The organism is Gordonia sp. BP-119 (assembly GCF_016924115.1).
Lineage (GTDB): Bacteria > Actinomycetota > Actinomycetes > Mycobacteriales > Mycobacteriaceae > Gordonia > Gordonia hongkongensis.
Genome location: NZ_JAFFZF010000013.1, coordinates 47,613 through 69,145 on the forward strand (window position 1 = coordinate 47,613; position 21,533 = coordinate 69,145).

The 21,533-nt window shown below is 68.2% G+C and carries 18 protein-coding genes and 1 pseudogene; 9 read left to right on the forward strand and 10 right to left on the reverse strand.

Translation table 11 applies throughout. The features are described from left to right. Positions 1-5: 5 nt before the first annotated feature. On the forward strand, positions 6-782 hold the full coding sequence (locus JW364_RS10065; protein WP_068971508.1) for an SOS response-associated peptidase: 777 nt from the start codon (positions 6-8) through the stop codon (positions 780-782). 102 nt (positions 783-884) lie between these two features. Here JW364_RS10065 and JW364_RS10070 read toward each other — a convergent pair whose 3' ends face one another. After that, positions 885-2,366 carry an NAD(P)/FAD-dependent oxidoreductase gene (locus JW364_RS10070; protein WP_058251906.1) on the reverse strand — a complete coding sequence of 494 codons (1,482 nt, stop codon included), beginning with the start codon at positions 2,364-2,366 and terminating at the stop codon, positions 885-887. A 118-nt stretch (positions 2,367-2,484) separates the two neighbouring features. On the opposite strand from JW364_RS10070, the gene JW364_RS10075 reads away from it, so the two are divergent. After that, positions 2,485-3,702, forward strand: a complete 1,218-nt coding sequence (locus JW364_RS10075; RefSeq protein WP_058251907.1) for an MFS transporter — start codon at positions 2,485-2,487, stop codon at positions 3,700-3,702. Here the strand turns inward: JW364_RS10075 and malQ are convergent. The 6 genes from malQ to JW364_RS10105 form a co-directional block, all read right to left on the reverse strand. Further along, positions 3,674-5,806, reverse strand: a complete 2,133-nt coding sequence (gene malQ, locus JW364_RS10080; protein WP_205333244.1) for a 4-alpha-glucanotransferase — start codon at positions 5,804-5,806, stop codon at positions 3,674-3,676. The genes JW364_RS10075 and malQ overlap by 29 nt on opposite strands. Before the next feature lie 79 nt (positions 5,807-5,885). Beyond that, on the reverse strand, positions 5,886-7,289 hold the full coding sequence (locus tag JW364_RS10085; RefSeq protein WP_137810412.1) for an FAD-binding oxidoreductase: 1,404 nt from the start codon (positions 7,287-7,289) through the stop codon (positions 5,886-5,888). Continuing rightward, positions 7,270-7,923 (reverse strand): SDR family oxidoreductase, encoded by a 654-nt coding sequence (locus JW364_RS10090; RefSeq protein WP_165629752.1) that lies wholly within the window; start codon positions 7,921-7,923, stop codon positions 7,270-7,272. The genes JW364_RS10085 and JW364_RS10090 overlap by 20 nt, the downstream gene beginning before the upstream one ends. 150 nt (positions 7,924-8,073) lie before the next feature. After that, positions 8,074-8,343 (reverse strand): GlsB/YeaQ/YmgE family stress response membrane protein, encoded by a 270-nt coding sequence (locus tag JW364_RS10095; protein WP_058251910.1) that lies wholly within the window; start codon positions 8,341-8,343, stop codon positions 8,074-8,076. A gap of 183 nt (positions 8,344-8,526) precedes the next feature. Further along, the gene (locus tag JW364_RS10100) at positions 8,527-8,970 is read right to left on the reverse strand and encodes a lipoprotein LpqH (protein ID WP_058251911.1); all 444 of its coding nucleotides are present in this window, start codon (positions 8,968-8,970) and stop codon (positions 8,527-8,529) included. Between the two features lie 56 nt (positions 8,971-9,026). Further along, a complete protein-coding gene (locus tag JW364_RS10105; RefSeq protein ID WP_058251912.1) occupies positions 9,027-9,977 on the reverse strand; it encodes a ParA family protein in 951 nt (316 codons plus the stop codon). Between the two features lie 374 nt (positions 9,978-10,351). Between JW364_RS10105 and JW364_RS10110 the strand changes: the two genes are divergently transcribed. The 4 genes and pseudogenes from JW364_RS10110 (at position 10,352) to JW364_RS10125 (ending at position 14,514) form a co-directional block, all read left to right on the forward strand. Then, positions 10,352-10,993, forward strand: coding sequence for a hypothetical protein (locus tag JW364_RS10110; RefSeq protein WP_205333206.1), 642 nt, complete (start codon positions 10,352-10,354; stop codon positions 10,991-10,993). An 84-nt stretch (positions 10,994-11,077) separates the two neighbouring features. Continuing rightward, complete coding sequence (locus JW364_RS10115) at positions 11,078-12,913, forward strand: hypothetical protein (RefSeq protein ID WP_065631870.1); 1,836 nt, start codon at positions 11,078-11,080, stop codon at positions 12,911-12,913. Continuing rightward, positions 12,910-13,191, forward strand: coding sequence for a hypothetical protein (locus JW364_RS10120; RefSeq protein WP_058251914.1), 282 nt, complete (start codon positions 12,910-12,912; stop codon positions 13,189-13,191). Before JW364_RS10115 ends, JW364_RS10120 begins: the two co-directional genes overlap by 4 nt. Next, positions 13,166-14,514 (forward strand): annotated as a pseudogene (locus JW364_RS10125) (hypothetical protein). The gene JW364_RS10120 and the pseudogene JW364_RS10125 overlap by 26 nt, the downstream one beginning before the upstream one ends. Before the next feature lie 7 nt (positions 14,515-14,521). On the opposite strand, the gene JW364_RS10130 reads toward JW364_RS10125, so the two are convergent. Together JW364_RS10130 and JW364_RS10135 are read right to left on the reverse strand one after the other, a co-directional pair. Next, positions 14,522-14,722, reverse strand: coding sequence for a hypothetical protein (locus JW364_RS10130; RefSeq protein ID WP_058251916.1), 201 nt, complete (start codon positions 14,720-14,722; stop codon positions 14,522-14,524). A 101-nt stretch (positions 14,723-14,823) separates the two neighbouring features. Continuing rightward, positions 14,824-15,297, reverse strand: a complete 474-nt coding sequence (locus JW364_RS10135; RefSeq protein ID WP_058251917.1) for an NUDIX domain-containing protein — start codon at positions 15,295-15,297, stop codon at positions 14,824-14,826. Positions 15,298-15,380: 83 nt separating this feature from the next. On the opposite strand from JW364_RS10135, the gene JW364_RS10140 reads away from it, so the two are divergent. Both JW364_RS10140 and JW364_RS10145 read left to right on the forward strand, forming a co-directional pair. After that, the gene (locus tag JW364_RS10140) at positions 15,381-16,577 is read left to right on the forward strand and encodes a pyridoxal phosphate-dependent aminotransferase (protein ID WP_205333207.1); all 1,197 of its coding nucleotides are present in this window, start codon (positions 15,381-15,383) and stop codon (positions 16,575-16,577) included. 14 nt (positions 16,578-16,591) lie between these two features. After that, positions 16,592-17,797 (forward strand): serine hydrolase, encoded by a 1,206-nt coding sequence (locus JW364_RS10145; protein ID WP_205333208.1) that lies wholly within the window; start codon positions 16,592-16,594, stop codon positions 17,795-17,797. A 516-nt stretch (positions 17,798-18,313) separates the two neighbouring features. Here JW364_RS10145 and JW364_RS10150 read toward each other — a convergent pair. After that, positions 18,314-19,552, reverse strand: coding sequence for an HNH endonuclease signature motif containing protein (locus tag JW364_RS10150; RefSeq protein WP_205333209.1), 1,239 nt, complete (start codon positions 19,550-19,552; stop codon positions 18,314-18,316). A 593-nt stretch (positions 19,553-20,145) separates the two neighbouring features. On the opposite strand from JW364_RS10150, the gene JW364_RS10155 reads away from it, so the two are divergent. Further along, a complete protein-coding gene (locus JW364_RS10155) occupies positions 20,146-21,528 on the forward strand; it encodes an FAD-binding oxidoreductase (protein ID WP_205333210.1) in 1,383 nt (460 codons plus the stop codon). The last annotated feature ends 5 nt before the right edge of the window (positions 21,529-21,533 follow it).

Genomic DNA, 21,533 nt, shown 5'->3' on the forward strand with positions numbered 1-21,533 from the left:
ACACCATGTGCGGACGCTATGCGGTGACCACCGACCCGGCGAAGCTGGCAGCCGAGATCGATGCGGTCAACGAGGTACCCCAGCCGGCGGGTGCGGACTCCACCGATCTCGACGCGGCGCCCCGGTCACCGGGCGTGAACTACAACGTCGCGCCCACCACGACCGTGATGACCGTCGTCAAGCGACACTCGCCCGACGATCCCGACGACGATCCGCTGCTCCGCGTCCGCGCGATGCGCTGGGGGCTGGTGCCGCCGTGGGCGAAGGAGGTCGGGAAGGGGCCGCTGCTGTTCAACGCGCGCGCCGAGAGCGCCGCGGAGAAGAGTTCGTTCCGTTCGTCGGTCAAGTCGCGGCGTTGCCTCGTGCCGATGGACGGCTGGTACGAGTGGAAGAAGGGTCCGGCCGACAGCAAGGGCAAACCCACCAAGATCCCGTTCTTCATGTCGCCGCAGGACGGGACCCGGCTCTTCATGGCCGGGTTGTGGTCGGTCTGGCACCCCAAGACCGACCCCGAGTCGTCCGAGAAGGCCGCCCAGCCACTGCTCAGTTGTTCCATCCTCACCACCGACGCGGTCGGGGAGCTGCGCGACGTCCACGACCGGATGCCGCTGATCATGCCGTACGAACACTGGAATGCCTGGCTCGACCCGGACGGCCGGGCACCCGATGAGCTGTTCGCCCCACCCGCCGAGTCGCTGGTCGATGCGATCGCGATCCGCGAGGTCGCCCCGCTGGTCAACCGCGTCGCCAACAACGGGCCGGAGTTGCTGAACCCTTCGTGACGCGCCCTCCGCAAGCTCCGGGCGCTCCTCAGGGAGCAAGGGGTGAGGGCGGGCCCGCCGCAAACTCCGGGCGCTCCTCAGGGAGCTGTCGGAGAGGAGCGCTCAGCTGAACTCGTAGTCGCGCAACGGGAACGAGTCCATCTCGCGGAGAGTCCGCAGCGTCGAGGCCGGGCGGAGCAGCGTCGCCTCGCCGTGCTGGTTGAAGTAGTAACTGCGTGACGTCGCGCAGTCCCCGTTGTAGAACACCGAGGACTGCAGACGATCGGTCACCTCGTCGAGGAAGGCGTCGTTGGCCTCCTCGGTCACCTCGAACGTCCGTTGCCCGCGGCGGCGCAGTTCTCCGAAGAGGCGGGCGATGTGCTTCATCTGCCCTTCGATGGTCGTGAAGTACGACAGGCCGCTGTAGGAGTAAGGACTGTTGAGGGACAACAGGTTCGGGAACTTCGGGACGGTGACGCCCTCGTAGGCCTGGAAGCGGTTCTCGCGCCAGAACTCGCCGAGGTTGCGCCCGTCCCGGCCGACGATGTCGAAGGCCGGGAAGTTGGTGTCCCAGAGGTTGAACCCGGTGGCGAGAACGAGGGTGTCGATCTCGGTCCGGGTGCCGTCCGCGGCGAGGATCGCATCGGCTTCGAGGCGGGCGATGCCACTGGTCTGCAGGCTCACGTTCGGCTGGGCGAAGCTGGCGAAGTAGGTGTTGGAGAAGGTGGGGCGTTTGCAGCCAAAGTCGTAGTCCGGGGTGAGCTTCCGCCGTAGTTCCGGGTCGGCGATCTGGCGCCGCAGGTGCGCCTGGGCCAGTCGGGCGGCGAGTTTGTTGCCGGGCTTCACCTGCTTGTAGTGCAGGACGCCGAACACCATCAGCAGTTCGAGAAGCGACGAGTTCACCAGTCGCGCAGCACGCTGGGTGAGCGGGAACCGGCCGAACAGTTGCTGGACGAGCGACGGGATCGCGAAGTCGATCTTGGGCACCACCCAGATCGCGGTGCGCTGGAAGACGGTCAGGGCCTCGGCGCGGGCGGCGATCTCGGGGATGAGCTGCACCGCGGTCGCGCCGGTACCGATCACGGCGACCTTCTTACCGGTGAAGTCGAACCCGTCCTGCCAGTCCGCGGTGTGCAGGATCGTGCCCGCGAAGTTCTTGATGCCCGGGAACTCCGGGACGTGCGGCTGGGACAGGAACCCGGTCGCGGTCACCAGATAACGCGCCGTGCGTTCGGTGCCGGATGCGGTGCGGACGCGCCACAGCTGCTCGTCGGGGTCCCAGGTCGCGGACTCGACGACCGTTCCGAATTCCATGTGCCGCTTGAGGTCGTACTTGTCGGCGACGTGGTGGGCGTAACGCTTCAGCTCTGCTCCGGGGGCGAACAGCCGGGACCAGTACGGGTTGGGCTCGAAGGAATAGGAGTAGGTGACCGACGCGATGTCGACGGCGAGTCCCGGGTAGTGGTTCACGTGCCACGTCCCGCCCAGGTCGTCCTCCCGCTCGAGGATCGCGATGTTGTCCAAGCCCTGTCGCTTCAGTTCGATCGCGGCACCCATCCCGCCGAAGCCGGCACCCACGATCACGACGTCGAGTTCTGGTTGCATCCGACACCCCCTCGTCGCTCACCCTTAATTACCGTTACCGACAGTTACCGTAACCCAGCACACAGCCGGGAGACCAGGGCCGGACCCTCCCGGACGCGGCGGTAGCGTGTCAGCTGCCATGTCTGACCGTTCGCATACCCCCGCCTCCCCTGCGCCGACCGGCGCATCCTTCGCCGCGGCGGTCTACGCCTTCGCCGTGATCATGCTGGGCACCACGCTGCCCACACCGCTCTACGCGATCTACGGCGAGGAACTCGATTTCGGCGTGACCACCACGACCGTGATCTTTGCCGTGTACGCGGCCGGCGTCATCGCCGCGCTGATCGGCTTCGGACGCTGGTCCGACGTCATCGGCCGGCGCAAGATGCTCATCGCCGGCGCGATCCTGTCGGCGGTCAGCGCCGTCGTCTTCCTCACGGCCGGCCCGGTCTGGCAGTTGCTGCTGGGCCGGGTGCTGTCGGGTCTGTCCGCGGGCATCTACGCCGGCGCCGCCACCACCGCGGTCATCGAACTGGCCCCCGCGTCGTGGCGGGGACGCGCCCCGGCCGTGGCGACCGCGGCCAACATCGGCGGCCTGGGCCTCGGACCGCTGATCGCCGGAGTCCTCGCCGAGTACGCCCCGTCCCCGCTGCACACCCCGTTCGTACTCGATCTGGCGCTACTGGTCCTGGTCTTCCTCGGCATCTGGCGGCTGCCCGAGACGGTGGACGTCGTCCCCGGCGCCCGGCTGAGCATCCAGCGGCTGTCGGTCCCGGCCGACATCCGCGGCGTCTTCGTCCGGGCGTCGATCGCCGCATTCGCCGGATTCGCGGTGATGGGCACCTTCACCGGCGTGATGCCGTCCTTCGTCACGAACATCCTCGGCATCGACGACCACGCGTTCACCGGTTTCCTGGTGTTCGTCCTGTTCGCGTCCTCGGCGGTCACCCAGATCGTCGTGCGCCGGATGCCGACCGAACCGGCCCTGATCGCCGGCTGCGCCATCCTCATCCTCGGGACCGGCCTGTCGATCCTGGGACTGGTCGCCGCATCGACCCCGGCGTTGCTGGGCGGAGCGGTGATCTGCGGTGTGGGGCAGGGCATGTCGTTCAGCAAGGGACTGGCGTCGGTGGTCGCGGCGACCCCGGCGGGACGCAAGGCCGAGGTCACCTCGACCTACTTCGTCGTCGCCTACGTCGCGATCTCGATCCCGATCGTCGGCCAGGGAATCACCGCGCAGCACTGGGGTCTCCGGCCCGCCGGGATCGCCTTCAACATCGGGGTCGCTCTGCTGGCCCTCATCGCACTCGTACTGACCATCGTCTCGGTCAGGAACCTGGCACGCCCGACTCGTTGAGCACCGACACGAGGCGGCGGAAGCGCACGCTGCTGACGAGGTCCTCGACGAGCACGACGTCGCCCTCCGAATTGGCCAGCGGGACACACCAGTTCGGGTACTGACTGCTGTCGGTGCCCGGCTGGTTCTGGATTCGTCGCTCCCCCACCGCATCCACCAGGGCGACGCTCAGCAGTACCGACGGGCTGTGGGCGATCACGGCGTAGAGAGCGTCGACGACCTTCGGGTCGGTCAGCGGGGTGTCCCGGGACAGCAGGCCGCGTTCGTAGGCGAGTTCGAGGACGGCGTCGCGTTCACGTGCATCGCGCGCCCGCTCCGCGTCCTCCCCGGAGGCGAGCAGGCCCAGCCGCGATCGCAGCGTGATGTGGTCGCCCGCCAGATATCCCACGGTCGGGGGCAGATCGTGGGTCGTCACCGAGGTCAGACACAGCTCGCGGTAGTCCTCGGGCGGGGTCGCGGCGTCGGGCCCCTGTTCGAACCACAGGATCGACGTGCCGAGGATTCCGCGTTCGCGGAGTGAGTCCTGCACCGACGGTTCGAACACCCCGAGATCCTCGCCGACGACCACCGCGTCGGCGCGGTGCGCCTCGAGCGCCAGGATGCCGATCAGCGCCTCGCTGTCGTAGTGCACATAGGTGCCCTGGGCCGGGCTGCTGCCGTCGGGTATCCACCAGAGCCGGAACAATCCCAGGATGTGATCGACGCGCACACCGCCCGCGTGTCGGAGGACGGTGCGGATCATGTCGCGGTAGGGCTCGTAACCGGCCTCGGCGAGGCGTCGTGGATGCCACGGCGGTTGGTCCCAGTCCTGGCCCTGCTGGTTGAAACCGTCGGGCGGCGCCCCCACCGTCGCACCGGAGGCGAGCACGTCACCGAGGGCCCATGCATCGGCGCTGTGCCGAGCGACCCCGACCGCGAGATCGGCCATCACACCGATCTCCATGCCGGCCGATCGCGCCGCGTGCGCGGCGGTGGCCAGTTGCTCGTCGCAGATCCACTGCAGCCACATGTGGAAGTCGATGCGCCGGGCCATCTTTCGACGCTTCTTCTTCATGTACGCGGGGTCTGCGAACTTGCCCTGCCAGCGCGGGTCGTCGGCGTCGTACCGCTCGGCCAGCGCGCACCACGTCGCGAAACGCTTGAGGCCCTTCCCCTCCCGGCGCCGGAATGCGCGGTAGGCGTGCGCACGAGCCGGGGCGAGCGGGACGCCGTAGATGAGTTCGAGTGCTTCCAGCTTGGCGCGGAATGCCTTGTTGCGCCGGATCTTGTCGGTCGCGGTGTTCTCGTCGAGGAAGCTGCGCTTCAACGCCTTGACCCACTTGCGCTGCGACTTCGACAGCCCGTCCAGCTCGGGGATGTCGGTGATCCGGATGTAGAGCGGGTTGACGAATCGTCTCGTCACCGGCAGGTACGGCGACGCCTCGATCGGCGCTTTCGGCTGGGCGGCGTGAAGTGGATTGACCTGGACGAAGTCGGCGCCGTACGCACTGGCGGCCACCTCGCAGATCCCGGCGAGATCGGCGAAGTCGCCCACGCCCCACGAGTCAGCCGATCGGATCGAGTACAGCTGCGCCGCGAGTCCCCATCGCTTCCGGCCGATCAGCCGGTCGGCGGTGTGCAGTCGGCGCGGCGTCACGATCAGGGGCGCGCTCGAGGCCGATGAATCGTCGAGATCGATCGCCTTGATCTGGTGATATCCGGTGGGGAGGTCGTCGGGCACGGCGAACGTCGCACGGCCGATCAGCACGCCGTCGACCTCGCGCGGCTCGACCCAGACATCGAGTTGGGGGGCCGCGACGTCGTCACCGGTTTCGCTGACCACCCACACCTTCACCAGGTGCCCGTGCGGAACATGCACGGCGAACGTGGCTCCCGAGCCCTCGGTCACGACGGTCACGGCCGGGACGAACTCACGCCACGGTTGTTCGTCGATCTCGCGAATCGAGTTCTCGATCTCCTCGGGCGAACCCGCGGGGACGTCGAGCGCCCGGAGCACCGCGACCAATGTGTCCTGGTCCACCTCGTGCCGCTCGTCACCCCAGCCGACATAGCTGGAAGCGACGCCGTAGCGATCCGCCAGTGCGGTCAACCCATCGAGGTTCACATCAGCCACCCGTGCATGATCGCAGGATTTCCGTGCGCCCGCCGCCCGCGCCGCCGGGTTCGGTCCACCGGTTCGGTCCTCACGGAAAGATCACCCCCGGGTTTAGGGTTCCCCGCGGGTCCAGCGCGTCCTTGATCGCGCGCATGGTCGCAAGGTCGGTGGCGTCGCGGCCGAGGTGCGTCCAGGCCGACTTCGCGCGGCCGATACCGTGCTCGGCACTGATGCTCCCGCCGTTGGCGGCCACGATCCCGAACACGTGGTCGGTGACCGCGCCGGCCTGCGCCGGCGGGACGTCGAGCAGGTTGACGTGGATGTTGCCGTCACCGACGTGTCCGAAAAGAATCGGCCGACAGGAAAATTCGTTTTCGTCACCCACACGGGACAGTTCGGCGAATGCCTCGGGCAGTGCCCGGATCGGAACCGAGATGTCGAGCTTGACGACCGGTGTCGCGCTCGACCGGGCGATGGCCTCGGTGTGGCCCTCGCGACCGGACCACAGGGCGCGAGCCGGCGCCGGCGCGAGCACGGCGTCGATGATCCCGGTGGCATCACCGAGGAGCTCGGCGGTCGCGGTCTCGATGTCCCCGGTCCCCGACGCCTCGAGAAGGACATAGAACGGTCCCGGCGTCGTCGGGCGCCGGTGCCCGTACTCGGCGACGAGCGCAACCCCGGCCTCGGTCATCAGTTCGGCGGCCTCGACGGTCAGTCCCGCCGCCGACGCGGCGCCGATCAGCCCGATGGCGTTCTCGACGCGCTCGATCGAGGCGACCGCGACGGTCGCGGCCGAGGGCGGCGCGACGAGTCGGAACAGGACCCGGGTGATCACCGCGAGGGTTCCCTCGCTACCGGCCAGGAGGGCTGGAAGGTCGTATCCCACATTGTCTTTGACGAGGGATGTCCACCGGCGGAGCACGCGGCCGTCGGCCAGGACGGCCTCGATCCCCGCGATCTGCGACCTCGCGTTGCCCCGCCGGATCATCCGCGTCCCACCGGCATTGGTCGACACGACCCCGCCCGCGGTCGCGCTCTGGCGGGAGGCGAGGTCGATACCGAACGACAGGCCGTGCGCCGCGGCGCGGAGGTCGATGGATTCGACGGTCGCGCCGGCCTGGGCGCCGACACAACGACCGACGGTGTCCACCTCGTCGATGTCGGTCATCCGCACCGTCGACAGCACGATCCAGCGCTCGCCGACGGCGGCGGCCGGTGGCACCGAGCCGCCGACGAGTCCGGTGTTGCCGCCCTGCGCGCAGACCCGGATGCCCGACCGGTCGCATTCGGTGAGCACGCGCGAGACCTCGTCGGTGGTGCGGGGCCGGACCACCGCCTCCGCCGCTCCGCGATACCGCCCGGTCCAGTCTGTCAGGAACCCTGCCGTGGCGTCCGGGTCGGTGAGGACATGCGCGTCGCCGACGATCGCGCGACAAGCCGCGATAACGGCGGCAAGAGGGGAATCCGGCTCCTCAGGACCGTGGGAAGGCATCGAGGATCGGGGTGTCGCCGTCGTTGAACTCGATCACCTCGTGCACCGCCGCCGGATGGTCGAGAACGGCCGCCGCGACCTGGGCGACGTTGTCCCGGCTGACCTGGTCACCCTCGACCCGGTCGCCGCCGAGCGTGATGCTGCCGGTGCCGTTCTCGTCGGTCAGCTTGCTGGGTCCGAGGATCGTCCAGTCGAGTTCCGTGGACTTCAGGTACGTGTCCGCAGCCGCCTTGGCCTCGGCGTAGGCGTGGAAAGAGTTGTCCTCGGGCACACCGTGATCGGGTCCGGCGCCGAAGTAGGACACCATCACGTACCTGCGGACTCCGGCCCGCACGGCGGCGTCCATGGACCGGATCGCGGCATCGCGGTCCACGGCGTACGTCCGCTTCGGATCGCCGCCGCCGGCCCCCGCGGTCCACACCACCGCGTCGTGGCCGGAGATCGCGGTGGCGATGCCGGTGGTGTCGAGGGTCTCGACGTCGGCGACCACGGGAACGGCCCCGGTGTCCGCGACGTCTTCGGCGTGTTCGGGATTGCGGATGATCGAGGTCACCTCGTCGCCGCGTTCCGACAGAATCCGCGCCAGCCGCAGCGCTATCTTGCCGTGTCCGCCGATGATCGCCACTCGAGTCACTGGATGCTCACTTTCGGTTGCTCACTTGTGCGGTCGCCACTCTCGTACCCAATCCAACGTACGCATATGCCCCGGACACGGCCCCGACGCGACTCCGCCCCTGCTCGACGTTCGATGCGAACGTCGAGCCGGGGCGGAGATTCTCTGCTGTCAGACGCGAGTTCGACGACCGCGCCCGGTCACCAGCTTCACGATGAACAGCAAGATGCATGCACCAACGAGGCAGGTCACGAACGTGAGGAAGATGCCACCACCCTCCACGTCAAACAACGCCTGCAACAACCAGCCGCCCAACAAGCCGCCAACGACGCCCACAACGATGTTGAGGATGATTCCCTGTTGTGCATCGGTTCCCATGATTTTGCTGGCGATCCAGCCGGCGAGCCCGCCGATCACAATCCATACGAGGATGGCCCACATGTCTGCTCCTAAAGGGTCGTCGTTGATCCGTTGTGCAAATCGTTAGAGATCGCGAAGACCTCTCGAATCGCTACAAATCGGAACGTACCCAGCCCGACAGAGCGCCAAACAGCGTCCGGGGAAAATGTGTACACATCGAGACCGGACCGGTCACCGGACCGAGACCAAGCGGCGGAACCGGGATCAGGGGCAGGTCACCTTGATCTCGTAGGACTTGGTCACGGGCTCGGTCGGATTGGCGGGATCGATCCCGGATGCGTCGCCGGTGACCGTGTAGGTGTCCCCGTCCTTGGTGACCTCGCCGCTGCCGCCGCCGGCACCCTTCTGATAGGCCAGCACCACACCGTCGAGCGAGCCCAGACCCACGGATTCCACCTCGGGCGAGTCACCCGACGTCAGGACGACGCCGATACCCGAGCCCCCACCCGATCCGATCCCGATGGTCACCTTGCCCGCGGCGTCGGTGCACCCGACCGTCTTGTCCGCCAGTTCCAGTTCCTGACCGTCGACGGTCACGGTGGCCTCCGCGTCGGTGCCACCCGACGCCGAGTCATCGGAACCGCACGCCGTGAGGGCGACGGCCAGTGCTGCGGCGCCGAGAACCGAGGTGATGTGCACTTTGCGCATGATGGGAGCTCCTGAGGAGTCGAACGAGGCGCCACCGGTCGGCGGCTGAGATGAACTTAGACGCCTGAGCTGCGGTTCGGCGTCGGTCGATCGAATGGGCCGCGGGAACTCGGAACCGCCCCCGAGAGTTCGGCCCGAGCGAGTTCGGCCCGAGCGAGTTTGGCGTCGGCCTCGACCATCACGGCGCGGGTCAGATCGCGGAACTGTTCGTAGTGGCCGTGGTAGCCGTACTTCGCATGCAGGCTCGGCCAGGTTGCGAAGTCGGCGGCGGCACCGATCGCATTGCCCTCGTGCAGGTAGGTCGGCAGGACGTTCTGGATCGAGGTGTCCCGTCTCAGTCGCCGCACCGTGTCCTGATGAAGCGTCGACGCCGCCCGGTACTTGGTGATCACCACCCCCAATTCGACGATTTCCCGCCCCAATTCGGTGCCGAAATCGGCGACCTGACGCTGGATGTGCGGAATCGCATATGTGGACAGGACATCCGGGATGGTCGGGATCAGATATGCGGCGGCCATCGCCAGCCCGTTGAGGCTGAACGGTCCGACGTTGGGCGGGCAGTCGACGAGGATGTAGTCGTATTGCCCGGCGATCGGGGCCAACGCGTTCGTCAGTACCTCCACGGCCGCCAGATGGTCGTCCGCAGCAACCCGGTGAGCACTGAGCTCCTCGGCCAGTTCGATGAGGTCCAGAGACGACGGCAGCAGGTCGATCCCGGTGAGCCCGGCCACGGTCGAGACATCGCGCTGCACGCTGCCCTCGAGGTCGAACGATTCCGTGCCGTCGAGCAGGTCGGTGAAGAGTGTCGCGACGGTGTGCCGCCGGGCGTTGCACGTCAGCCAGTGTTCCTGCCCGATCATCATCGTCGTCAGGTTGGTCTGGGCGTCCAGGTCGACGAGCAGCACCTTCTTGCCGAAGACGCCGGCGAGGAAGTCGGCGAGGCCTCCCGTGAGCGTGGTTTTCCCGACCCCGCCCTTGAGACTGATGGTCGCGATCACCGTCGGCATGGCGTCCCCGGTCTGTTCGGTCGCCCTGCTGTTCGGGCGTCCTGCGTCGCGAGTAGATTACCGAGCCGACGCGTAGGCCACCGGGTGTTCGGTGGCGCCGCGACGGCCGCCCGGCCTCTCGAACCTGCGAATCCGACGCCGAATGTCTTTTCCACCCTCATTCTGCGGGCATTACCCATATCTGTAAGAATGACCGGGTCGAGCATTGACCGGATATTTCTGTCGATTCGGTCGTGTGATTCAGAGTCAGGTGAGAACGACTTGACAATCGTTGACGAGAATCGAACGGGATGCGAAATCCCGCATATTTTCGACGACCGTGCGACTTGCTTTTTCCTGGTCGGTACTGAAAACCCATGTGGAAGGACACCCGTATGAGCAACCGAGTCCGGACAGCCACCGTCGGCCTGGCGGTGTGCGCCGCAGCGGCATTCGGAGCCGCCCTCGCGCCCGTCGCCACCGCAGCGCCGAGCGATGTGACCGCGACACCCTCGGTGTCCGGCAACAACGTCACCCTGACGGTGACGAACAACGCCGCGAAGCGCATCGGCTGCGAGATCGTCGGCGTCCCGGCCGGCGGAGCCCCGACCAATGTCGTCTTCGGATACCAGACACCGGAGGAGCTCGGTGCGCTCATCTCCCCCGGCTCGTCGAAGTCGTTGCCGCTGCGAATCTCTCAGGGCACGCCGCCGACACCCAGTGGGACGACGACGATCCCGGACGGCAGGTACGACATCTACTGGGGATGCACCACGATCACGCTGCCACCGGGCACCGGGGCAGCCGAGGAGTTCTGGGGCACCAACCCACCGGTGACAGGGACGACCCCGACGGTCGCCGCACCGCTGCGGGTAACCGTGCCGGGCGGAGCGGCAACGGCACCGGCCCCGGAATCGGAGACCCCGGCGGCGCCCGGATTGCCGAGCATCCCGGGCCTGCCCGACATCCCCGGACTCCCGGGGATCGAGCTGCCGGAGGAGATCTGCACGACGTCGTCGTGCGTCCCCGTCGGATGAGCTGAGCGGGCCGTTCACCGCGCGTGATCGCCGTTTTGCCCAATGCACTCCCGGGACCCGGGTGCGGTTGTGCATACTTCGACCATGTCAACAAGCGATGTCACGCGCGTCCATCTCGCCGCCGAGGGTGGTGGAGCGGCACTCGACCAGGTCTTCCTGATGTCGGCGGTGGCGGCCGTCGTGTCGGTCGGACTGCTCTGGATCGGTTATCTGCATCGCACGCGCAAGATCACGTGGCTGACCACGCTGTCCGAATGGGCCGCGCGCCGGGTGAACCGCCCACCGTGGGCGGCGCTGCCGATCTTCCTGTTCACCAGCACGATCATCTGCGCGCTGTTCGGCTTCCTCTGGGACGTGAGCCTGCACATCGGCGACGGTCGCGACGAGGGGCCGCTGGCGAACCCGGCGCACTACTTCATCCTGGTAGGCCTGTTCCTGCTGTTCATCTCCGGCATGCTGTCGGTGTTCCTCCCCTTCGACAAGCCCGGCCGCTCGGCGATCCGGATCACGCGTCACTGGTACGCACCGGTGGGCGGAATCCTGTTGGCAGGCTGCGGTTTCTACGCACTGCTGGGGTTCCCGCTCGACGACGTCTGGCATCGGATCTTCGGCCAGGACGTCACCCTCTGGGGCCCGACCCACCTGATGCTCATCGGCGGCGCGGGCCTGTCGCTCATCGCCGTCGTGATCCTCGATCGTGAGGGCCGGGCCGCGATGGGTCCCGACGCCCCGGACGACGGCCGAAGCCAGTGGCTCGTGCGCTGCCTGGCCTTCGGCGGGCTCGTGATCGGCATGTCGGTGTTCCAGATCGAGTACGACTTCGGCGTCGAGCAGTTCCGGCTCGTGCTGCAGCCGATGATGATCGCCGGGGCCGGGGCGTTCGCCCTCGTCGCCGCGCGGATCTGTCTCGGGCCGGGCGCCGCGCTCGTCGCGGCCGTCTTCGCGATCCTGCTGCGTGGTGTCGTCGCGGTCGTCGTCGGGCCGGCGCTGGGCGCGCCGATCAACGTCTTCCCGCTCTACCTGGGCGCGGCCGTGGTCATCGAACTGCTCGCGCTGACCCCGCTGCTCAAGCGCCGCGTGCTCTTCGGCGCGGTGGCCGGGCTCGGAGTCGCGACCCTCGGTCTCTGGATCGAGTCCTGGTGGATCGCCGCGGCCTACCCGTTCCCGTGGGTCACCGGCATGTGGGGTGAGGCGTTGGCGATGGCGATCCCCGTGGGCATCGCGGCCGGTGTGTGCGGCGGGCTGCTGGGTCTCGTCAGCGTCGGCGAGCGGCTCCCGACCCGTTGGGTCAGCATCACCGCGGTCGTGCTCTCCGTCCTGGTGATCGGCGGGGCCGTCGCCAACGGCCTGCGGGTCTCGGTCCCCGCGGATGTCACGGCGCGCGTCGTCCTCACCCCGGCCGGGCCGAACGAGGCTGCCGACGAGAACGTGACGGCCGAGGTCTTCCTCGACCCGGCCGACGCGCTCAGCGACGACCCCGAGTGGGTCACGCTGATGTCGTGGCAGGGCGGGATCGACAATGACCGCGGCATCGTCATCGACCGGCTGGAGCGCGTCGGCCCCAACCACTTCCGGTCCACCGAACCGATGCCGGTGTCGGGATCATGGAAGACCATCCTGCGCGTACAGGACGGCACCACGATGGCGGGCGTGCCGGTGTATCTGCCGGCCGACCCGGCGATCGGCGCGGAGGGCGAGCCGGCTCAGCTGACGTCGACGAAACCGTTCGTCGCGGAGATATCGATCCTGCAGCGCGAGCGGACGTTCGACTACCCGTCGTGGCTGTTCGGCGCCGCCTCCCTGGTGGTGCTCGTGTGTTCGCTGCTGCTCATCGCGGCGCTGTCGTGGGGAGCCGGCCGGGTGAACGCCCGGGAGGCGACATCGGGCGCGCGGGAGCCCGAACTCCAGCCGCAGCCGTGATCGCTCTCGCTGCCGACCCCGGCGTTCACCACCTGGCGACGCACCCGCTGGTGCTGGCGCTGCCGGCCGTGATCCCCGCGTTCCTGGTGGTGGGCGTCATCGTCGCGATCGCGATCATCGACCGTCGACGCGGGGACGACGAGGACGACGCGGACGACGTCGCAGGCCGCCCGGGCGAGGCCGGCCGCACTGCCGCCGAGCCGGCAGGCGGCGACCCCGATTCCACCGCTCCCCCGACCAGAGACGAGGCCGATGACCCCGCCCGCGAGGCCGACTGACGTTCTGCTCGCCCACGGACTGGGTGGTTCGGAGTACCTGCCCGTCCCGCTGACCGCGGTGTTGATCGGCGGCGCCTGGGCGCTGACCATCTCGTTCGCGGTCATCGCGTTCGCTTGGCGTACACCACGATTCGGTCGGCCGGACGCCGGCCGAGAGCTCCCGAGATGGGTGACGGCGACCGTCGACAACCGTTGGGTGCGCGGCGTGATCAGCGGCGCCGCAGTGGTTCTCACCGCATGGCTGATCGTGGCCGCCGTCGGCCCCGACGACGACGAGAACCCTCTACCGGGCGCGTTCTATGTGCTGCTCTGGGTCGGCATGACCGTGCTGTCGGTGCTTCTCGGACCGGTGTGGCGACTGCTGTCGCCGGTCCGCACCCTGCTGCGGGCCGCCCAAGGTGTCGGGTGCCCGCGGGTCGTCGGCCTGCGAGAGTATCCGCGTCGGCTGGGCTGGTGGCCCGCGGCGTTGGGCCTGTTCGCCTTCGTCTGGCTCGAATTGGCGTCGCCCGACCCGAGTTCGGTGTCGTCGGTGCGGATCTGGCTTCTCTGCTACCTGGTCATCACCCTCGTCGGTGGCGTGGTCTTCGGGTTGCGGTGGACCGCGGACGCCGACCCGTTCGCGGTGTACAGCACCGTGGCCTCGCGCCTGTCCCCGTTCGCGCGCAACAGCGCCGGCCGGGTGATCCTCCGCAGTCCGATGAACTCGCTGCCCACGCTCCCGGTGCTCCCGGGTACCGTCACCGTTCTCGCGATCCTGCTCGGCTCCACCGCTTTCGACAGCTTTTCGGCGATCGCGTTCTGGCAGGACCTCGTCGCCGACGGTGCCGGTGACAGCCGGGCGGCCGCCACCGTGTACTCGACCGCCGGCCTGTTGGTGTCATCGGCGTCGTCGTGGTGACCTTCTGGACGGCCGCCCGCGCGGTCGGCGGTGTGCATCCCGACCTTCGGCGCCGCCTCCCCGGCCTGATGGCGCACTCGCTGGTCCCGATCGTGATCGGTTACATCCTCGCCCACTACCTGCAGTCACTCGTCGAACAGGGACAAGAAGCCGTCCTCGCGCTCGGCGATCCGCTGGGGAGGGGATGGAATGTGCTGTGGCTCAGCGATGCTCATCCGGTGTACGTGATGAGTGACCACCCGACGGTCACGGTGACCCTGAAGGTGGCGTTCGTACTCGGCGGCCATCTGTTGGGGGTGGCCGCGGCGCACGACGCATCGTTGCGTCTCCTGCCCCGCCGGCACCAGCTGACCGGGCAGCTCACCATGATGGTGCTGATGGTCTTCTACACGTTCCTCGGGCTCTGGATGCTGTTCGGCGGGTGATGCCCGGTCAGTAGGTGGTCGGGGGCGTGTTCTTCTTGTTCGAACGGAACAGCATGTAGCCGCCGTAGAGGGCGAGTGCGACGAGGGCGATCCAGAAGAGTCCCTCGAGTAGCGGGCCGAGGACGGCCAGTGCGATCAGCGCGACCGCGATGATGCCCAGAACCTTCCAGAAGGTCATGCCGGTGGTGTTGTTCGTCGATGTGGTCATGAGCCCAGTCTGCGCCCGCCGAAGCCGGAAAGCGATGCTCGGCGGCACTTCTGGGGCGAACTTCAGGGACTTCCCTGAGGGACCCCCTACCGCTGGAACCCCTACCGTCGGAACCACGCCTCGGCGTTGCCGGCCAGCGCCTTCTCGATCCGCAGTGCCGACGTGTCGGTCAGGTCGGACGGCAATGCGTCGGGCGCGAACCACGCGACGTCGGAGTTCTCGTCGTCGGCGGCCCGGGGATCGCCGTCGACGTGGCGCGCGAGGAAGCAGACGTCGAGATAGCGGGTCCGGTCGCCGTTCGGGTAGGTGATCAGCGGGGTGACGTCGATGCTGGTCAGTCGGATGATCTCGGCGCTGACATCGGTTTCTTCGCGGACCTCGCGCAGGGCCGCCCGCGCCGGCTCCTCTCCCGGTTCGAGGACGCCGGACACGACGGCCCACTGTCCGTTGTCGACGCGGCGCGTCAGGAGCACCCGCCCGGCGTCGTCGCAGACGACGACGCTGACGCCGGACAACCAGAGTTCGCGGGTACCGACCTGGGCACGCAGATCGCGGATGAATTCGGGAATGGGCACCCCCACATCCTGCCTGCCGGTGCGCGTCGCCGCCGGAGAGGTGGGGTCGGGTGCCAGATATCCCGACGCGCACAATGTCACCCATGAGGATCTCCCGACGTGCCGAAGGGATCGCCCCGTTCCAGGCGATGGAGTTCGCGAAGCGCGCCGCCGAACTCGAGGCGGCTGGTCATTCCGTCGTCAAGCTGAACATCGGCGAACCCGATTTCGGGGCACCGCCGGCGGTCCTCGCCGCCGCCCGCGAGGCGACCGGCCGTCCCCTCGCCTACACCGGTGCCCTCGGCCTCCCGGAGTTGCGCGAGGCGATCGCAGACTTCTACGGCCACCATTTCGGAGCGTCGGTGGATCCCGCGCGGGTGGCGGTCACCGCCGGCGCGTCGGCGGCCCTCCTGATGGGCTGCGCGGCGTTGATCGACCCGGGCGACGAGGTCCTCATCGGCGACCCGTCCTATCCGTGCAACCGCCAGTTCGCGCACGCCTTCGGCGCACAGGTCCGGCTCTTGCCGACCAGCCCCGCCAACCGGTTCCAGCTCACCGCCGCCGAAGTCGACGACGCGTGGACGGACGCGACCCGCGGCGTCATCGTGGCGACCCCGTCGAACCCGACCGGCACCTCGATGCCGTATGAGGAACTCGTGACCATGTGCGAGCTCGCGGCGGCCCGGGACGGCTGGTCGATCGTCGACGAGATCTACCTCGGGCTGTCCGACCCCGGACCGGACGGTCGGCCGCCGCGCAGCATCCTGGCCGCCGACTCGCCGGGCGTCGCGGAGACGGTGGTGATCAACAGCTTCTCCAAGTACTTCGGGATGACGGGTTGGCGGCTGGGATGGTGCATCGTGCCCGCGGAACTCGTGGGGGTGCTGGAGCGGCTGGCGCAGAACTTCTACGTGTGCCCGCCCACGCCGTCGCAATACGCGGCGCTGGCCTGCTTCACGCCGGATTCCCTGGCGGTGGCCGAACAGAACCGTCGTGAGTTCGCGCGACGCCGGCAACTCGTCGTGGACGGGCTCGCGGACATCGGACTCGACGTGCCGGTCATCCCCGACGGCGCGTTCTACGTCTACCTCGACGTCGGCTCCACGGGCCTGACGTCGGCCGAGTTCTGCGACCGGGCGCTCGCCGAAGCCCATGTCGCCCTGACCCCGGGCCACGACTTCGGGGTCGCGGGCGCGGACCGGTACGTCCGTCTGTCCTACGCCGCATCCACCGACGACCTCACCCTCGCCATCGAACGACTCCGGACGTTCGTCGGGGCCGGTCACGTTCCACTTCGATGAGGAGAGACCATTCCATGACCTCTGCGGGACCAGTCCGTGCCGAACGCCTCGCCAAGGAGGTGACCCCGATCCTGACCGCCCGGACCGAGGGCGCGCCGCGGGTGCCGGGGGTGGTCGCGGGCGTCACGACCGACGAGGAGACGGTCTTCCTCGGTGCCGCCGGGGTGCGTGCGCTCGACGACGAGCAGCCGATGACCGTCGACTCCGTCTTCGCTCTGTTCTCGGCGACGAAGGCGGTGACCGCGACGGTCGCGCTGCAGCTCGTCGAGGAGGGCGCCTTGGACCTGCACGCACCGGCCCGCACTTACGTCCCGGCGCTCGGCGAACTGCAGGTGATCGAAGGCTTCGACGACGATGGGCGGCCGCGTCTGCGGCCACCCGCCTCCGATGTCACGACTCACCAATTACTCACGCACACCGCCGGTTTCGGTTACGACTTCTTCAACGAGAACTACCGTCTACTGACCGCGGACCACGGTGTGCCCGCCGTCGCCACGGCGACGAGGGCGTCGTTGCGAACCCCGCTGCTGTTCGATCCCGGCACTGAGTGGGAGTACGGCTCCGGGGTGGACTGGGCCGGCCAGGTCATCGAGGCCGTCACCGGGCGCCGTCTCCGCGAGGTGATGGCCGAGCGGGTCCTCGACCCACTCGGCATGTCCGACACCGGTTTCGCGCTGTCCGACGACGCCCGGCGTTGGCGAGCGGTCCTGCACATGCGCAAGCGGGGCGAGCTCGTCCCCAACCACCGCTGGGAACAGCCTGTCGATCCCGAAATCGACATGGGCGGGCAGGGCCTCTGGTCCACCGTCCCCGACTATCTGACCTTCCTGCGAATGTGGTTGCGCGAAGGCCGCTCCGACCGCGGTCAACAGATCCTGCGCCCGGAGACCGTCACCACGGCGTTGCGCAACCAGATCGGCGATCTCGCAGTGCGGCGGCTGCCCGGTGTGATCCCGCCGCTGAGCCACGATGTCGAATTCGATCCGGGGACACCGAAATCCTGGTCGTATCCGTTCATGGTGAACGACACCGACACCCCCACCGGCCGCAAGGCGGGTTCGCAGTCGTGGGCCGGGCTGGCCAACCTCTACTACTGGATCGATCCCCACACCCGGATCGGCGGCTTCTGGGCCACCCAGATCTTCCCCTTCGTCGACCCCGCATCGATCGACGGGTACCGCGACTTCGAGGCGGCGACGTACCGAGTGCTGGGGGACTGACCTACGGCGCGTTCAGCACGACGTGTCGCTGAGCGACACCCGGTTGTCCTGCCCGGTGAGATCGCAAAAGCACCGGCCCGGTAACGACATTGCGCGGCGGTCTCTACCCGCACCACGCCGCCGACGACCACTCCTGCCCGGCGCACTCCGAGATCGTCACCGACGACCGCAGCCGGCTGTGGATGCGGCCGACCCGGGCTGCTGTCAGGCGAGCCACAACCGGAGCGCGCCGGCTCGACGTTCGCCATGAACCCGAACCCGGCTGGGTGATCGGTGGGGCGGCCAGGTGGTCGCGGTCGAGCAGTGAACCGTTACGGAGCGTGTCTCGCGGGTCGATTGCCGGTGAGCGGGGCCGTTCTTGCGTTGTCCGTAACCCCCGTTCCCGAAGGTGATCGCAGCGGGAACAGGGCACGGAGGGACATCACTGTGGAGTTGTCAAGGTACGGTTGCGATCCCGGACGGATTCCGGGTGCGGAAGGTGCTACGCGAAAGTCTGGGTGGTCTCTGGCTGGATGCTCAGGCGGCGTCGTCGAGTCGCATGGTGCGTCGGTTGTAGGCGGGTAACGGTCGGCGGTGCGGGTCGATACTGGCGGGTGGGACGAGCCAGGGGTGTCGGTCGAAACCCATCACGATGTCCCAGCCGTGGTGGTGGACCTGGGTGTGGCAGCGCTGGCAGAGCAGGCAACCGTTGTCGAGGTCGGTGGGTCCGCCGTCGGCCCACGACCGGATGTGGTGAACCTGGGTATGTGACGGTGGTGCACCACATTTGATGCAGCAGGCGTCGCGGACGATGATCGCCTTGCGGAGGTGTGCCGGATACAGGCGGTGGGTGTGGCCCATCTGAAGCGGTACGCCCTCACCATCGAGGATGATCTCCGTGAGCGAGCCGTCGCACGACACCTGTTTCGCGGTGGCATGGCTGACCGTCCCGGTCCACGGCAGTGTCGCGAGGTCTCCGGTCGCGGGGATCGTCAGCATCAACTGGGTGCGTGGGCTTCCGACGGTGTCGAGGGTGGCGCCGATCGCGGCTTGGTCGAGGATCAGTTCGAAGGCGTCGGCGCGGCGTTGCTCGGCGGTGCGTCGGTCGGCGGTTCCGTCGGGTTCGGGTCGCGGGCAGGACCGCTCGTCGATCATGGCCAGGAACTTCTCGCCGACGATCTGGGTGAGGTCGGCGCGGATTTCGACGCGGCCGTCGTCGGTGGTGTGGGCGTTCACCGAGTTCAGAGATGGGTCGTCGGCTGCGGGAACACCGGTGTCGGAGGCGTCGGCGAGAGCGTTGGCGATCGCGCGGGCGTGGTTGAGGACCTGTGTCGGGGTCGCGCCGGATAGTGCTTGGGCGATGAGTTCGATCTCATACCGGGAGCGTTCTCCCTCGGAAACATCGTCACCACACCGTTTTTCGATCTCGTTCATGCCGCGGACGATGGCATCGACGACCTCGCCGGACAGCCGCCCGTCAGCGGCATGACGAGACAGCGCAGGCAACCCCGGCAACGCATCGACGCTTCGCATGGTGCGGTGCGCGGCGGCCGGTGCGTGGCCTGACTCGATCAGCAGTTTCTTGGTGGTGTTGCCGGCTTTCTGTGCGACCCCGAGAGCATCGAGTTGTGCTGCGTGCGCGACGATCTGATGATCGGCAAGGTTGCGGATCAGGCGCCAGGTGTCGAGGGCGTCGAATGTTGCTCTGCCGGTGAGGTCGTCGGCGGGTGGGGCGGTCTCGATGAGTTGATCGAGGAGAGTGGTGAGCTCTGGCATAGACTCCAAGGTACCGGAACATTCGTTCGACTACGAGGAGTTTCCACAGGCTCCGAAATCTCGAAACTGTCGACTGTGCAGCATTTTTCGTTGAGTGTGCGTCGATTCGCGTTGATTGTGCGTGGATCGTTGACAGAGGTGAACTTCAGTCACATCTGTTACAAATTCTGGATGGAGAGTTGCGAGTCTGAAGTGGACTGAAGATCCCGAGAACTCGCTCCCCCGGGCCGCATCCGCAACCCGCCGGGCGTGTGGGGCTGGGTCCGCAGGGGTTGTGCAACGGCGTCGGGTCACCAAGTGGCTTCGACTCGGCGCCTCGACCTCGACGCGCTCCTTCGTCGCTTGCTCGGCCCGGCGGCTTCCTTCGGTGCCGGCTCAACCAGCGGGGGTCGGGTCGACTGACCGCCCCCCAGACTTCTGGGACGCACACGAACCCAGAACTCTGGCGCGAGCATTTCCCGCGTTCGAGGGATGGCGGGAACAAAAGGGCGTCGGCCACTCTGAGTCCCATGGAGCTGCCGAGTCCGGCGGCCCACCACAGCAGCACCGACGCTCGAACCCGTTCATCCCCAGATCATTACGAAGGAAGCATCGTGTCCATCACCTCTGAACCCATCGACTTCACCGACTTCGGCGTCCTGCTCTCCGCGGTCAGCGGTCCCGTTCTGACCCCGGCCGACGAGGGCTACACCGCCGAACTGACCGGCTTCAACCTCGCGGCGATACCCGCCGCTGACGTGGTCGTCGGGGCGACGAACGCCGCCGACGTCGCCGCCGCCGTGCGGTATGCACGCTCGAACGGAATGCGGGTCGGTGCGCGGGCGACCGGACACGGATCGCCGATCGAGGGGCGCGGCACGGTCGTCGTCACCACGTCCCGGATGGCGGGGGCGAGTGTCGATCCGGTGACCAGGACTGCGCGCGTCGAAGCCGGTGCGCGGTGGCGCGACGTGGTCGCCGCGACCGCGCCGCACGGCCTCACCGGGCTCGTCGGCTCGTCGTCGTCGGTGGGCGTCGTCGGGTACACACTCGGCGGCGGACTGAGTCCGCTGGGTCGTCAATTCGGTTATGCCGCCGATCATGTCCGGTCGATCGAGCTCGTCACCGCCGATGGTTTCGTCCGCACGGTGGACGCATCCGCGGGTTCGGACCTGTTCTGGGCACTGCTCGGCGGACGGGACGGGTTCGGCATCGTCACCGCACTCGAGTTCGAGCTCTTCGATCTGCCCACAATCTACGGCGGCGGGATCTTCTTCGCCGGCTCGGCGGCCGCCGACGTCCTGCACGCCTGGCGCGAGTGGGCGCCCTCCCTGCCCGAGGAGGCCGGGACCTCGGTGGCGATCCTCCGCCTCCCGCCGGACCCCAACCTGCCCCCGCCCCTGCAGGGTCAGCTCGCCGTGCACGTCCGCTACACCCACACCGGGGACCCGGCCACCGCGGCCGCGTTGCTCGCACCGATGCGGTCGGCAGGTCCGATCCTCCTGGAGAACATCGACGTCCTCCCGACCGCTGCGCTCGACGCGGTACACATGGACCCGCCCGGGCCGATGCCGAGTGCCGAACGCGGCTGCGTACTCGCCGACTTCCCGGCGTCTGCTGTGGACGCGCTGCTCGCGGTAGCCGGGCCGCAGGTCGCGAGCCCGCTGGCCATCGTCGAGGTCCGTCTCCTGGGTGGCCGGTTGCGGTCGCCGCAGCGCGTACCCAACGCCGTCGTGGGACGCGACGGCGCGTTCTCCGTCCTCGCCATCGGCGTACCCGCCGGCCCGCTGGGCGAACAGGTCGGTGAGCATCTCGCGGCCGTCACCGATGCAGTGGCCGCCCACTCCTGTGGAGCGCTGCTCAACTTCTCCGGGCGGACGGCAACCCAACGCGACGCGCTGTGGTCGACCGACCAGCGGACACGCCTGGAGACCATCCGACGACGCCACGATCCGGCCGGTGTCCTCCGTCCGGGGGACCCCACTATTGTGGGATAGACATC